Origin of the sequence: Arthrobacter halodurans (assembly GCF_041877255.1) — a bacterium.
GTDB lineage: Bacteria > Actinomycetota > Actinomycetes > Actinomycetales > Micrococcaceae > Arthrobacter_N > Arthrobacter_N halodurans.
In genome coordinates, this window is sequence record NZ_JBHDLJ010000002.1 from 364613 (window position 1) to 378661 (window position 14049).

The 14049-nt window shown below is 73.3% G+C and carries 14 protein-coding genes; 5 read left to right on the forward strand and 9 right to left on the reverse strand.

What is annotated here, in order from left to right:
* Position 1 precedes the first annotated feature (1 nt).
* From arsB to ACETWP_RS04085, 3 genes are all read right to left on the reverse strand, one after another.
* Positions 2-1099, reverse strand: a complete 1098-nt coding sequence (gene arsB, locus ACETWP_RS04075) for an ACR3 family arsenite efflux transporter (protein ID WP_373970916.1) — start codon at positions 1097-1099, stop codon at positions 2-4.
* 126 nt (positions 1100-1225) lie between these two features.
* Positions 1226-2392 carry an ArsO family NAD(P)H-dependent flavin-containing monooxygenase gene (locus tag ACETWP_RS04080; protein ID WP_373970917.1) on the reverse strand — a complete coding sequence of 389 codons (1167 nt, stop codon included), beginning with the start codon at positions 2390-2392 and terminating at the stop codon, positions 1226-1228.
* 5 nt (positions 2393-2397) lie between these two features.
* Complete coding sequence (locus tag ACETWP_RS04085) at positions 2398-3888, reverse strand: FAD-dependent oxidoreductase (protein WP_373970918.1); 1491 nt, start codon at positions 3886-3888, stop codon at positions 2398-2400.
* A 189-nt stretch (positions 3889-4077) separates the two neighbouring features.
* On the opposite strand from ACETWP_RS04085, the gene ACETWP_RS04090 reads away from it, so the two are divergent.
* From ACETWP_RS04090 to ACETWP_RS04105, 4 genes are read left to right on the forward strand one after another with little or no spacing between them, the layout of a single operon-like run.
* Positions 4078-4425, forward strand: a complete 348-nt coding sequence (locus tag ACETWP_RS04090) for an ArsR/SmtB family transcription factor (RefSeq protein WP_373971023.1) — start codon at positions 4078-4080, stop codon at positions 4423-4425.
* A 5-nt stretch (positions 4426-4430) separates the two neighbouring features.
* Entirely contained in the window at positions 4431-4862 is a 432-nt protein-coding gene (locus ACETWP_RS04095; RefSeq protein WP_373970919.1) for an arsenate-mycothiol transferase ArsC, read from the forward strand.
* 39 nt (positions 4863-4901) lie between these two features.
* The gene (trxB, locus tag ACETWP_RS04100; protein WP_373970920.1) at positions 4902-5879 is read left to right on the forward strand and encodes a thioredoxin-disulfide reductase; all 978 of its coding nucleotides are present in this window, start codon (positions 4902-4904) and stop codon (positions 5877-5879) included.
* Positions 5880-5891: 12 nt separating this feature from the next.
* Positions 5892-7154: an MFS transporter gene (locus tag ACETWP_RS04105; protein ID WP_373970921.1), complete on the forward strand. Its 1263-nt coding sequence runs from the start codon at positions 5892-5894 to the stop codon at positions 7152-7154.
* 69 nt (positions 7155-7223) lie between these two features.
* Here the strand turns inward: ACETWP_RS04105 and ACETWP_RS04110 are convergent, their stop codons facing one another.
* The 4 genes from ACETWP_RS04110 to ACETWP_RS04125 all read right to left on the reverse strand — a co-directional run bounded on the left by ACETWP_RS04110 (position 7224) and on the right by ACETWP_RS04125 (position 10651).
* Complete coding sequence (locus ACETWP_RS04110; protein WP_373970923.1) at positions 7224-8417, reverse strand: M15 family metallopeptidase; 1194 nt, start codon at positions 8415-8417, stop codon at positions 7224-7226.
* Between the two features lie 112 nt (positions 8418-8529).
* A complete protein-coding gene (locus tag ACETWP_RS04115; protein ID WP_373970925.1) occupies positions 8530-8868 on the reverse strand; it encodes a hypothetical protein in 339 nt (112 codons plus the stop codon).
* A gap of 143 nt (positions 8869-9011) precedes the next feature.
* Positions 9012-9470: a large conductance mechanosensitive channel protein MscL gene (gene mscL / locus ACETWP_RS04120; protein ID WP_373970926.1), complete on the reverse strand. Its 459-nt coding sequence runs from the start codon at positions 9468-9470 to the stop codon at positions 9012-9014.
* On the reverse strand, positions 9470-10651 hold the full coding sequence (locus ACETWP_RS04125; protein ID WP_373970927.1) for a glycosyltransferase: 1182 nt from the start codon (positions 10649-10651) through the stop codon (positions 9470-9472). The genes mscL and ACETWP_RS04125 overlap by 1 nt, the downstream gene beginning before the upstream one ends.
* A gap of 68 nt (positions 10652-10719) precedes the next feature.
* Here ACETWP_RS04125 and ACETWP_RS04130 point away from each other — a divergent pair, with 68 nt between their 5' ends.
* The gene (locus ACETWP_RS04130) at positions 10720-11616 is read left to right on the forward strand and encodes a glycosyltransferase family 2 protein (protein WP_373970928.1); all 897 of its coding nucleotides are present in this window, start codon (positions 10720-10722) and stop codon (positions 11614-11616) included.
* Here ACETWP_RS04130 and ACETWP_RS04135 read toward each other — a convergent pair.
* Both ACETWP_RS04135 and ACETWP_RS04140 read right to left on the reverse strand, forming a co-directional pair.
* The gene (locus ACETWP_RS04135; RefSeq protein ID WP_373970929.1) at positions 11610-12695 is read right to left on the reverse strand and encodes a glycosyltransferase; all 1086 of its coding nucleotides are present in this window, start codon (positions 12693-12695) and stop codon (positions 11610-11612) included. The genes ACETWP_RS04130 and ACETWP_RS04135 overlap by 7 nt on opposite strands.
* Entirely contained in the window at positions 12692-13969 is a 1278-nt protein-coding gene (locus ACETWP_RS04140) for a glycosyltransferase (RefSeq protein WP_373970930.1), read from the reverse strand. The genes ACETWP_RS04135 and ACETWP_RS04140 overlap by 4 nt, the downstream gene beginning before the upstream one ends.
* Between the last annotated feature and the right edge of the window lie 80 nt (positions 13970-14049).

Genomic DNA, 14049 nt, shown 5'->3' on the forward strand with positions numbered 1-14049 from the left:
GTCAGGCCTTTCCGGTGGGGAGAGGGGTGGGGGCGAAGTACTTGCGGGACCAGAGCGCGACGTAGACCAGGCCCACCAGGACGGGGACCTCGATCAGCGGCCCCACGACGCCGGCGAGGGCCTGGCCGCTGGTCACGCCGAACGTGGCGATCGCGACGGCGATGGCCAGCTCGAAGTTGTTGCCGGCGGCCGTGAAGGAGAGCGTGGTGGTGCGCTCGTAGCCCATGCCCAGGGCGCGGCCGATCAGCATGGACGCGCCGAACACGACGGCGAAGTACACCAGCAGCGGCAGGGCGATCCGTGCGACGTCGAGCGGCTTGGCGATGATGGTGTCACCCTGGAGGGCGAAGAGGACCACGATGGTGAAGAGCAGCCCATAGAGCGCCCACGGTCCGATCCTGGGCAGGAAGGCTGCCTCGTACCACTCGCGTCCCTTGGCGCGTTCGCCGAGCGTGCGGGTCAGGAACCCCGCGACGAGCGGGATGCCGAGGAACACGAGGACGGAGAGCGTGATCGCCCAGACCGAGAACTCCGCGGACGTGGTGGGCAGGCCCAGCCAGGTCGGCAGGAGCTGGAGGTAGAACCACCCGAGCACGCCGAAGGCGAAGACCTGGAACACGGAGTTGATGGCCACCAGCACGGCGGCGGCCTCGCGGTCCCCGCAGGCCAGGTCGTTCCAGATCAGGACCATGGCGATGCAGCGGGCGAGTCCGACGATGATCAGGCCGGTGCGGTACTCGGGCAGGTCCGGCAGGAACAGCCACGCCAGGGCAAACATAAAAGCGGGCGCAAGGACCCAGTTGATGACCAGGGACGTGACCATGAGCTTGCGGTCGCCGACGACCCGGCGCGTCTCGTTGTAGCGGACCTTGGCCAGCACGGGGTACATCATCACGAGCAGGCCCAGCGCGATCGGCAGCGAGACCCCGGCGACCTTCACGGAGTCGAGCGCCCCGTCCAGGCCCGGGACGAGCCGTCCGAGGCCGAGGCCGAGGGCCATCGCGGCGAGGATCCAGACGGGCAGGTACCGGTCGAGCAGCGAAAGCTTCGCGGTGATGTGCCCGGTGTCCGCGGGAGCGGCGATGGCGGTGTTGGTCACGGTGAATTCTCTCCAGCTCTCGGGGATGTATCGACGACGGTCGATGGTCCAGTTTCCGCAAATGTATCGATGGTTGTCAATGTCAGGGTAGGGCGCCTGAGTGAACGGTTGATGAACCGCCGGCGTCTAGCCCGGCGCGGGGGAGGGGGCCAGCGCGTACCGGCTGGCAGCGGCCACGGTGTCGCGCGCGAAGGGACCCACCCCGATGAGCGTCGCGGATGCGGGTCCGCACCAGTCCCCGTAGCCCAGGAAGAACAGGCCAGGCCGGTCCGCCGATAGCGTGGGCAGGGCCGGATCCGTCGTCGGGACCCCGGCGTCTGCGTCGAGCCCGAGGGAGGCGAGGTGGTCCAGTTGGGGGCCGAAGCCGGTGCACCAGATGATGGCGTCCACCTCCTGGCTCCGCCCGTCGTCCCAGGCCACGCCGGTCGGGGTGGCGCGGGAGAACATGGGCAGGGGTGTCAGGAGGCCCGCGTCCCGGGCCCGCCGGACCGGGGGGACCGCGACGATGTCCCCGAGCGATCCGACCCCGCCGGGACTCTCCTCGCCACGGGCGAGGGCGCGCACGTGCCGGCTGGCGATCTGGAACAGGGCCCGCCCGTCGACGTCGTCCGGCAGGTACCGCGGAGGCTTCCGGGTGACCCACGTGACCTCGGCCACCGGCAACAGGTCCGCGGCGACCTGTGCCCCGGAATTGCCCCCGCCCACGACGACGACCCGCTGGCCGGCGAACGCGACCGGCCCCCGGTAGTCGGCCGTGTGGAGTTGTTCGCCGGCGAAGTCCCCCGAGCCGGGCACCGTGGGAAGCACGGGCCTGGTCCAGGTGCCCGTGGCGTTGATGACCACCCGGCTCGTCCAGGTGTCCGTGCCGGTCGCCACCTCCGTGGAGAACCCTCCGCCGGCACCGTCGCGGACGGCCAGGACGCGGGTCGGGCGGTGCACGGGCAGCCCGTAGCGTGCCTCGTACGCCTGCAGGTACTCGACGACGTGCCCGGCGGAGGGGTTGCCGCCCCCCTCCCAGGCGGGCATCTGGTAGCCGGGAAGGGAGCTGAACGCCGCCGGGGAGAACAGTTCCAGGGACTTCCAGTAGTCCCGCCACGCGCCGCCCGGGCGTGCGCCCGCGTCGAGGATCGCGTAGCTGGGCGCGGGTCCGCCGCGGCCGCTGGCGGCGTCGCGGGCCAGGCGGTGGAGGTAGTACCCCGCGGCGAGCCCCGCCTGCCCGCCGCCGATCACCAGCACGTCGACGTCGCGCGCGTCGGCGTCCCGGTCCCGTGGTTGCGGCTGGACCTGCGCCACGCCTTCTAGCCGTCCCGCTCGGCGGACCGGCCGTGGGCGAACCCGGTCGGGAAGCCGACCAGGACCGGGGCGGATCCGCAGCAGGCGACCGCCTCTTCCTGGGCGGGAGATTCCGTGCCGCCACAACCGGCCTCGGCCGGCACGGCCTCGGCCGGCACGGACGCGGCGCCGCAGCACGCGGCGTCCGCCTGGGGCGCCGCCGCGGGGGGCGGCGCGTCGCAACTGGTGCCGATGTCGCTGGAGCACACGCCCGTCTCGGGCAGGACGAGTTCGACCTGGTCCGCCGCCCGCCGGTCTCCGGCCAGGGCCGCGGCGATGGAGCGGACCTGTTCGTACCCCGTGGCCATCAGGAAGGTGGGGGCGCGCCCGTAGCTCTTCATGCCCACGATGTAGAAGTCCTGCTCGGGGTGGGCGAGGACCGCTTGGCCGTGCGGCTCGACGGTGCCGCAGCTGTGGAATTCGGGGTCGATCAGCGGGCCCAGCGCCTTGGGCGCCTCGACCGCGGGATCGAGGTCCAACCGGAGTTCGCGCAGCATGTCCAGATCGGGGCGGAAGCCGGTGGCCGGGATCAGCAGGTCCACGGACAGGGGCCGGGCGCCGTCCGGCGTCGAACCCCGGACCTCCAGCCGGTCGGAGGCCTCGAGCCCGGTGATCGTGAAGGACGTGAGGACATCCAGCGCGCCCGTCTCCACGAGTGAGCGCAGGCGCGTGCCCAGGGCGCCGCGGGCGGGCAGCCCGTCCAGGTCCCCGCCGCCGTAGACCCGGGAGACCGAGGACCCGCGCACCGCCCAGGTGATCCGGGTGCCGGGGGCCTCCGCGGCGAGTTCGCCCAGGCTCAGCAGGGTGTTGGCCGCCGAGTGCCCGGCACCGACGACGAGCACGTGCTTGCCGGCGAAGCGGGAGCGGTCCCGCCCTGTGACGTCCGGGAGCGGGGCGGTGATGAGCCCCGCGGCGCGGGCCTCGGCCTCGCCGGGCGCGGGCAGCCCGGCCTGGCCCAGCGGGTTGGGGGAGGTCCAGGTGCCGGAGGCGTCGATGACGGCCCGCGCCAGATGGTCCTCGGTGGTCCCGTCCGCCCGCAGCACGCGGACCAGGAAGGGGGTGTCACCGCGGCCCCTGGAGCGCGTCTTGTCCAAGCCGTTGCGGGAGACCGACACCACGCGGGAAGAGGTCCGCAGCGAGGCGGCGATGCCCGGCAGATGGGCGAGTGGTTCCAGGTAGTCGCGCACCAGTTCCGCGCCGGTCGGCAGCGAATCCAGGGCGGGTTCCTGCCATCCGGCCGACTTCAGCAGCCGCCGGGAGGCCCCGTCGATGTTGTAGCGCCACGGTGAGAACAGCCGGACCTGGGCCCAGTCGCCGATCGCGGCGCCGGCGTCCGGGCCGGCCTCGAACACGAGGGGTTCGAGGCCGCGTTCCAGCAGGTGCGCCGCGGCGGCCAAGCCGACCGGACCGGCCCCGATGACGACGACGGGAAGCGTGCCGGATGCAATCTGGCCCATGGGGTACTCCTTCTCGGTGTGCCGGCTCTTCCGGTATCCGCACCGGGCGGCCGTTCTGTATCGACGAACATCGATGCTTCGAGTATGCTTCGAGGTATCGAAGGATGTCAATCTCCTGGACCTGGACCAGGGAGACGGCGGACAACAGGAGGAACCATGCCACTCGCAGACACCGCGGACACCGGACTGATGGTCGCCGAGGACGGGGCCGCCGACGCGCTGTGCTGCGTGCCGGCGCAGGGCGACGGCGCGCTCGACGCCGCCGAGGCGGCTGTCCTGGCCGCACGCTTCAAGGCCCTCTCCGACCCGAACCGCCTGCGCCTCCTGTCCATGGTCTCCTCCAGCGCCGACGCCGAGGCGTGCGTCTGCGACCTGTCGGAACCCTTGGACCTGGGCCAGCCCACCGTCTCGCACCACCTGAAGATCCTCGTCGACGCCGGCATCCTGCACCGCGAGAAGCGCGGCGTCTGGGCCTACTATTCGCTGGTTCCCGGCGCCCTCGAAGGGCTCGCTGCCACCCTGACCCGAAAGGCATGATCCCGATGAGCACATCCGCCAAGCCCGCCGTCCTGTTCGTCTGCCAGAAGAACGGCGGCAAGTCGCAAATGGCCGCCGGACTGATGCGACTGGAGGCCGGTGACGCCATCGACGTCTCCTCGGCCGGCACGAAGCCCGGCGCGGCGATCAACGCCCTCTCCGCCGAGGTACTGCTCGACCTCGGTGTGGACATCCGCAACGAGCGTCCGACGCAACTGACCGCGGAGAGCATGCGCCGGGCAGGACTCGTCGTCGTGCTGGGAACCGAGGCCAAGGTCGACCCGGTCGACGGCGTCCCGATTGAGACCTGGGAGACCGACGAGCCCTCGCAGCGCGGCATCGACGGCCGCGAACGCATGGAACTGGTCCGCGACGACATCCACGCCCGCGTGCGCGAACTCAAGGACCGCCTCCTGGCCGACCACGCGCCCGCCTGAATCCGCCCGAACCACCGACACGCAAGGGAATCCCACAGCATGGACACCACCACCGACGCGATCCGCGACGTCATCATCATCGGATCCGGTCCGGCCGGCTACACCGCGGCCGTGTACACCGCGCGGGCGAACCTGTCCCCGCTGGTCGTCGCCGGGTCCGTGACGGCCGGCGGGGAGCTGATGAACACCACGGACGTGGAGAACTTCCCCGGGTTCCGCGACGGGATCATGGGCCCGGACCTGATGGAGAACATGCAGGCCCAGGCCGAGCGCTTCGGCGCCGAGGTCCTGTTCGAGGACGTCGCGTCCGTGGACCTGGCCGGGGACGTGAAGACCGTGGTCCTGGCCAACGGCGACGTGCACCGGGCCCGCGCGGTGATCGTGTCCACCGGGTCCGCGTACCGCGAGTTGGGCGTGCCCGACGAGAAGCGGCTCTCCGGGCACGGGGTGTCGTGGTGCGCGACGTGCGACGGGTTCTTCTTCCGGGACCAGGAGATCGCGGTCGTCGGCGGCGGGGACTCCGCGATGGAGGAGGCGCTGTTCCTGACGAAGTTCGCCTCCAAGGTCACCGTCGTGCACCGCCGGGAGAGCCTGCGCGCGTCGAAGATCATGGCCGACCGGGCGCTGGGCCACCCGAAGATCGAATTCGTGTGGAACACGGCGGTCGAGGGGTTCGAGGGCGACGCGAAGGTCACGGGCCTGAAGCTCCGGAACCTCCTGGACGGGACCGCGTCGACGCTGCCGGTGACCGGGGTGTTCGTCGCGATCGGCAACGACCCGCGCACCGAACTCGTCAAGGGCCAGCTGGACCTGGCCGCGGAGGGCACCATCGCGGTCCAGGGGCGGACGTCCAAAACCAACCTCCCCGGGGTCTTCGCGGCCGGGGACGTGATCGACCCGACGTACCGGCAGGCCGTGACCGCGGCCGGGTCCGGGTGCGTGGCCGCCCTCGACGTCGAACACTACCTCTCCGACCTGCCCGCGACCCGGACCGAGACCGTCGCCGCCGCACGGTAGGGACCGGCCCGCATGGAGCCCACGGCCGCGGCCGCCCCACCCGCCACGGGGCGGGTCGGCCGGCCGCGGCCGCTCGTCGTCGGAGCCCTGGGCATCGGCCAGATCCTCGCGTGGGGATCGACGTTCTACCTCCTCACCGTCCTCTCCGCCCCGATCACCGCGGACACCGGATGGCCGACCACGCTTGTCGTCGGCGGCGTCTCCGCCGCGCTGCTCTGCGCCGCCGCCGTCTCCCCGGCCGTCGGAACGCTGATCTCCCGCGGGCGCGGCCGCGCCGTCCTGATCGCCAGCGCCGCCGTCCTCGCGGCCGGTCTCGCCGCGCTTTCGGCGGCCACCACCCCCGGCCTGTACCTGGCCGCCTGGACGGTCCTCGGCATCGGCATGGGGGCGGGCCTCTACAGCCCGGCGTTCTCCTTCCTCGGCCAGCTGTACGGCGGGTCCGCCCGCTCGGCCATCACCGCACTCACGCTCTACGGGGGATTCGCGAGCACCCTCTGCTGGCCGCTCTCGGCATGGCTCGTCGAGCACATCGGCTGGCGCGGAACCTGTCTGGCCTACGCGGCCGCCCACGTCGCCGTCGCACTGCCGCTCTACGCGGCGGCACTGCCCCGGCACGCCCCGCCCCAGGCACCGACCCCCAAGACTCCTTGGGCGTCCGCGGGTTCCGGACCTGGCCCCGGGATGCCGACCGTGGTGCTCGTCGCCGCGGTGGCCACGATCTCGACCACGGTTTCAACCGCGATGTCCGTCCACATGCTCACGTTGTTCCAGGCGTTCGGACTCACCGCGACCGCTGCCGTGCTGCTGGCCGCCGCGATTGGACCCTCCCAGGTCGCGGCCCGCGTCGTGGAACTCCTGGCCGGCGGCAGGCACCACCCGCTCTGGACGCTGTTCGCCGCCGTTTCGGCGATCGCCGTGGCCACGACGGCGATGGGCGCGACCGCGACCGTGTCGCTGGTGCTCGTGGTCTGCTACGGCGCGGGCATAGGGCTCGCCTCCATCGGCAACGGCACCGCACCCCTGGCCGTCTTCGGACGGGAACACTACGCCCGCGTCATGGGCCGCATCGCCGTCCCGGCCTTGCTCGCCCAGGCCGCCGCACCGCTGTGGGGATCGGTACTCATCGACCACCTCGGAGAACGCCGCATGCTCCTCGTCCTGGGGGGTATGGCCGGTGCGGCGATCCTGATGGTCCTCACCCTCCTCCACACCGAGCGTGCGCGACGCCGGTACCGAAGCGGCCCATCCACGACGCGGAGGCGCGACGTCCCGTGACTTCCCGCGGCAACGGCTTCCCCCTACCAGCGCCTGGCCCCGCCGCCCCCGTCGGCGGGGCGGCCCCCGCTAGGGGGCCACGTAGAGGTGCTGCTCGTACGTCGGCGTGCGCTGGGACTTCATCGAACCCGCGGTGACGGCACCGACGAACCGGTAGTGCCACGGCTCGTAGCTGTAGCCCGTGACCGCCTCCGCGCCGCGCGGGTAGCGCAGGATGAAGCCGTGCCGCGCGGCGTTCGCGGCCAGCCACTTGCCCTCGCGGGTGGATCCGAAGCACGCGAGCAGCCGGCATTGCCCGTTGGCCGCCCCGAAGTCGACGGCGAGCCCCGTCTGGTGCTCGCTCGTACCGGGCCGGGCGGAGATGCGGGACGCGTAGGCCGTCCCGTAGAGCCGCTGGTAGTGGGCGAAAAGCGAGGCTTGGGTGGCGTAGGACCGGTAGCCGGAGAGCGTGCGCAGCCGGACGCCGTCGCGGGCGGCGGCCTTCACCATCGCCGCGTGCGCCTTCGCCGCGGCCGGAGTGAGGCGGACCCCCGCGACGGCGACGGTCTTGGGTGCGTACTTGGCGGGCACGAGCGGGTACTTCTTGTTGACCAGCACAAAGGAGCTGCGGGGGTTCCGTGGCAGCGGGGCCGGTCGCGAGGACGCCATCCCGTCGGAGCGGATCCACGCGTGGCGGGCGCCGGACCGGATGTGCGACCAGACGGGTCCGGCCTGGACGAGCTGGACTTGGGCGCCGCGGGCGAGGCGGTGCACGACGACGCCGTTGCCGACTCCCGGGCGGCTTCGGGCGGTCGCGGGTGCGAGGACGTAGCGGTAGACCGGTTTCACGACGGGAGGCGGCTTCGGGGTGGACGTCGGCGGTGGCTTCGTGGGCGGGGCGGACGTCGGTGGCGGAGTGGGCGCCGCGCTGGTCGGCGGTGCCGACGTCGGCTGCGGGGCCGGTGGCGGGGCCGCGCTCGGCACCGCGGGAACCACGGGCTCGGCGGAGGGCGCGGCCGTGGGTTCGGGGGCTGGATCGGCCGGCGGCCCCGGCGTCGGGTCCGGTGCCGCGCTCTGCGTCGCCGCCGCCCCCGGAGGCGGGTCCACGGAACCGGCCACTGCGGCCGGCGCCGCCAGCTGGGCGGCCAGCGCGGCGACCGCCACGGCGGCCCACAGGAGGCGTCCCGGGGTGGGCCGCGCCCAGCGCCGGTCGCTCTCCGCTCCGGACGGCGGCCCCGGGACGGGGACCGCCGCCCGCGGGATTCCACGGTTGATCCTCTTCACGGCCGCCCCTTTTCGCCAGACACTACGTCCAACCTAGTCAGGGGGCGCTCGAGTGGGAAGAGCCGGGGATGTCGATGGGATAACGTCTTGCCGCCGCAGCGTCCGCGAAGCGTCAGGTGGCGGTGTCCCCGGATCCCGCCGCGGGCTCGGGGGCCCACGCCGCCCGCTCGTCCTCGTGGGCCCGCACCCCGGACGGATGGCCGGGATGGTCCGCCACCCAGGCGGCCTTCGCGTCCAGCAACTCGGCCGTCGCCGCCCACGTGTCGATGCCCGAGGGAGGGTTGACGCCCGCGGCGCGGGCCACCCGGCGGCGGTGCGCGGGGCTGAAGGCGATCAGGTCGTCCCCGTCGATGCCGCGGTCCCACAGCCAGCGCGCCAGCGCCTTCGCCTTCGCCGCCCGATTGGCCTCGGCCCGGTCGGAGTGCCGGAATACCTCGGGGCTCTCGTTCATGGGCTCCATTCTGCCCCGGTTCGCGGGGCCGCGGGCAGGCCGCGGGGCCAGCCCTCGATGTCCGGGAACGCTCCCCGGCTTCGGCAGGCTCCGGGGCGTCCAGAGCCTGCGCAAGCCGGGGAGCGTCGCGGGGAGAAGGTGAGCTACGGGCGCAGCGAGCGCTCGTTCATCTCCCGCAGCAGGTCGCGCATCTCCGTGAGCAGGGCCGTGTCCACGGGAACGGGCGTCTCCTCCGGATCCCCGGCCCCGACCCGGTGCTTGATCAGCTGGTGCGCCTTGTTCATGGGCAGCACGAAGATGAAGTAGACGACGCCGGCGGTGATGAGGAACGTCACCGCCGCGGTCACGACCGCGCCCAGGTCCACGAACGTGTTGTCGTTGCCGGGCAGCACGTGGAAGCCGAGGCCGATGCCGTCCACCCCTCCCGTGGCCGCGACGACGGGCATAACGATGTTCTTCGTCACGGCGGTGACCAGGGCGGTGAACGCCCCGCCGATGACGACGGCGATCGCGAGCTCGATCACGTTGCCGCGGAGGATGAAGTCCTTGAAGCCTTTGAACACGGTGAACAGACCCTTCGGTAGGGATCGGGGGGAGGTCATCAGGGGATTATTTCACGCGTGGGCCGCGGGGCTCCGACCGTCCGCCGCGTGCTCCCGCCGAGGACGTCGGCGTAGATCCGCTCGTGCGCCGCGGCCAGCTCCAGGCGCTGGGCGCGCCGTTCGTCCGCGGTGGGCGCCGGCCAGGGCCGGTCGGCGTACAGTCGGGCGACGGCGTCGCGCAGCGATGCCGGGTCCAGCCCTTTTTCGTCGTGCCGGAACTCCACCACGCTCGGGTGCTGGTCGCGGTAGTACCCGCAGCTCGGCGCGACGACGGACGTCCCGACGTCGCGGCACGCCTCCAGCCAGCCCGAGTGCGTGCCGAACCGGTAGGGCAGCACGGACACGTCCAGGGACGCGAGGTACGCGAAGAACCGGTGCTCGTCGAAGTAGTCGTGGGCGTCCAGGGTCCAGCGCCCCGCGCCCGCGCCGTCCCGCAGCCGGGCGGCCAGGTCCGGCCGGTGGTCCTTGGTGCCGGGCTCGACGACGTCGCGGTGGACGTTCACGATCAGCCGCGCGTGCGGGAGCGGGGCGAGCGCGTCCGCGAGGGCGTCCACGATGTCCGGGTCCATGTTCGCGCGGATGCTCTTGAGGTGGACGCCGACCCGGAAGGGGCGGTCCGCGCTCGGCGGCGGGACCCGCCCGGTGGCCGGGTCCCGCCGCCCGGCCTGGAGCTTCTCCAGGGTGGGGAAGTCCACGACGTGCGGGTGCGGCAGGACGACGGCGTCGACGCCCCAGCGCGCGCGGATGGCGTCGGCCGCGCCGTGCGTGAGCGTGATGACCCGGTCCGCGGACGGGATGAGGATGTCAAGGTGCGCGTCGTGGGCGCCGGGATCCGGATGGTGCGGGTTGCGCAGGTCGTGGGCCGTGTAGACGAGCGGCTTCCCGCGACGCCGCAGCTCGTCGACGAGCTCCCGCAGGTCCGCCGCGGAGATCGCGTCGAAACCGAAGTGGATGTGCATGAGGTCGAACTCGTCGTGGTGCTCCGCGACCCACCCCGCCGACAGCATGACCGGGGGCCACCACACCGACTGGGTGAATTTCCCGCCGCCCGCCGGGTCCGGATCCGGGAGCCGCAGCACGGCGCCGGAGCCGGGCCGGGGCGGTTCGAGGTGACGGATGTAGACCTGGCTGTAGGGGATGGACGCCACCCGGATCGGGGTATCGGCGGCTGCCTGCTGCACGTGTGACCTCTCTGCTGGCCGATAGGCTGGACCCGTCAGACTTTAGGCCATGCCGGGAGGGATCGGGGATGCACGCGCAGCCGTCCGCGCCGCCGCACACCGCGGATTGCTCGCTGCTCGTCATCGTCAGCGGCCGCCGGGAGCACCTGCGGCGCCTGGTCGAGGGGGTCAACCGCGCGGATCCGCGCCCGGCGGAGATCGTGGTGGTCCACATGGGGGAGCCGACGGCGCCGCCCGTCCCGTCCGCGGTGCCGCTGCGCCAGCTCCACCTGGACGACCCCGGCGGGGGTACCCTGCCGCTGGCCGCGGCCCGCAACCTGGCCGCCGGGGCCGCCTCATGCGGCACGCTGGTGTTCCTGGACGTCGACTGCATCCCGTCCCGCGACTTCTTCGCGGTCCTGCCGGCCGCCGCGGCCGCCGTCGGCGGCATCGCCATGGCGACCCCCCGGTACCTGGGGGCGCCGCTTCCCGCCGGCGCCGCGGTCGACGACGCCGTCCTGCTGGACCGCTCCGTCCCGCACGCCAGCCGCGCCGGGCTGGTCCCGGACGGCCCCGTCCGGGCCTCCGGGCGCTACGAGATGTTCTGGACGCTGGGTTTCGCCGTCGACGCGCGGACGTTCGGGCGGATCGGCGGGTTCGACGAGTCGTTCACGGGCTACGGGGCGGAGGACACGGATTTCGCGTTCTCCGCGCGGGAGCTCGGAGTTCCGCTGGCGTACTCGGGCGCCACGATGTTCCACCAGCACCACGGATCGCACCGTCCGCCGCTGAACCACTTCGCGGACATCGTCGCCAATGCCCGCGTGTTCCGCGAGAAGTGGGGCGGCTGGCCCATGGAGGGGTGGCTGGCGGCCTTCGCCGAGCGCGGCCTCGTGGACTGGACCCCGGACGCGCGGGACATCGCGGTCCTGCGCGGGCCGACGCCGGACGAGGTCGCGGCCGCGGCGCACGGCGGACCCTACTGAGGTCCGGGACAGCCCCCCACGACGCGGCCGACCATCCGCTCGAAGCCGGCGCGGAACTCCGCGCGGTCCACGAGCAGGGCCTGGGCAAGGCCGTCGGGAACCCCGGCCGCCGCGGCGCCGAGCGTTGAGCCCCAATCGGGCACGGCGTCCCAGTCCCGCGCCACGACGACCCCGTCCAGGCCGCGGAGGCGCTCCGCGAACGCGGCCTGCTCGCCGAACGGCCGGTCCTCCGGGATGACGACGGCGGGGCGCCGGGCGAACGCGGCCGCCGCGATCGCGTTGTGGCCGGCCGAGGTCACGACGACGTCCGCGGACCCCATGAGGCGCGCCGGGTCCGGCACCACGCCGAGCAGCCGCAGGTTGGGCGGCGCCGCGACGCCGACCGGGGACTCCACGTTCCCGGCCACCATCCAGTCCCAGCCGGGCGTGGCGGCGGCGGCCCGCGCGATCCCGCCGAGTCCCAGGGAGCCGCCGAGGCTGGTCTGCACGACGACGAGACGGCGTCCGCCGGCTCTCCCGGCCGGACCGCGCAACGGTGCGGGGGCCAGCATTCCCAGGTAGGTGCTTCGCGCGCCGTGCGCCGAGAGGTGCTCCGGATCCTCGAGGTCCGACGGGTAGTACGCGACGAGCCGGCTGGCGGCGTCGTACGCCAGGCGGTGGGCGTCGTCCACGCGCCGGCCCGGCATGCGCCGGAAGATCACCGGGTAGCCGGCGAGGCGGGCGAACACGGCGACCTCCACCGAGACGTCGACCAGCACGGCTTCCGCGCCGAACGCGTCCCAGGCCGCGGCCAGCCGCGCGAAACGTTTCCGGATGAGCGGGCCGGTCGGCAGGTAGTGGAACCCGCGGACCGGCTCCTGCGGCAGGGGCTCGCCGCCGGCCCCGACGTCCGGCTCCAGCGCGACGTAGCCTGCGGGGCCGGGCAGGAGCGCGGGGTCGCGCTCGCCGGTGCTGGTCACCAGCAGGTCCACGACGTCCAAGGAGGCGATGTTCTGGGCGTGGCGCAGGTGGCCGGTCCCGTGATGGTGCGCGTAGTAGGCGAGCCGGGGCCGCCGCCCCGGCGTCCCGGCCGCGCTCAATGCCCCGCCGCGGGTTCACCGGCGGCGTCGGGAGCCTGTTCGCCGCCCCGCTCCGCCGTCTCGCGCGGGACCGCGCCGTCCGTCGGCCCCGCGCCGTCCCCAAGACCCGCGCCGCCCGCCAGACCCGCGCCGCCAGCCAGGCCCGCGCCGCCCCGGCCGACGGCCTGGCCGGAGAGTGCCGCGCGGCGCCGCGACACGTCCCACAGCCGCTCCTCGTAGCGGTCGACCATGGCTTCGATGGAGAAGTGCCGCGCGGCCTGCAGCACTCCCACGGTGGGCAGTTCGCGCGCGGCGAGCATCGCATCGGCGAGCGCGCCGGCGTCGAGGCCCGCGGCGACGACGCCGGCGTCGGGCCCCACGATCTCGGGCATGGCGCCCGAGGGCAGCGCGGCCACGGGTGTCCCGCACGCCAGCGCCTCCACCACGTTCAGGCCGAAGGGCTCCTCCCACAGCGGTGAGCTGACGAAGACGCCGGCGCGGGACAGCAGGGTCCGCAGGCCGCGGTGCTCGAGGTGTCCCGCGTAGCGGATGGAGTCGTCGAGCTCGGGCTGCACCATGACCCGGAAGTACTCCTCGTCGAAGATCGGCCCGGCCAGTGTGAGGTCCATGCCGGCCCGGCGCGCGGCGGCTATGGCCAGGTGCGTGCCCTTCTCCGGGGTGATGCGGCCGGACCACATCGCCTGGTCCGGCCGGCGCCGCGCGTCCGGCCCCCACTGCTCCAGCGGGATGCCGTTGTGAATCGCCGTGACGTGAGGAAGGTACCGGCGCCAGAGCCGGGCGTTGGACTCGGACACGCTCGCGAATGCGTGGAGTGGATCCGGGATCCACCCCGGGCTCTCGAAGAGCCCGACGACGCGCGGCAGCGGCGGCGTGTGGAAGACGTTGAGCGTGGGCATGCCCGCCAGCCCGCGGTACGGGACGGGGCTCAGGGAGTTGTTCAGGACGACGTCGAATCCGTCGGAGCGGGCGCGGCGGACCGCCTTGAGCATCGCGCCGTCCAGGGCGGCGTGCTGGTGGTCGCGGCGGGCGTCGTCCGGGTAGCCGCTCACGCGGAACCGCTTGCTGAGGACCGGCACGACGTGGGCGCGGGAGGACGTGCCGCCCTTGGCGAAGAGCGTCACGTCGTGGCCGCGGCGGGCCAGTTCCTCGGCGAGGTGGGCCGTGTGGGCCTCGAGGCCGCCGGCGTAGGGGCTGGCGATGGGGTGGTGCAGGTGGGCCAGGAGGGCGATCTTCAGGTGGTCGTGCCTCCGGACGGGCAGGGCGTTGCGGGTCATTTCGCCATCATCTCAGGATTCGGCTTATATCGTAAGTCTGATGCTTCCGCCGGAGATCCCGGGACGCGGCGCGGATCCCG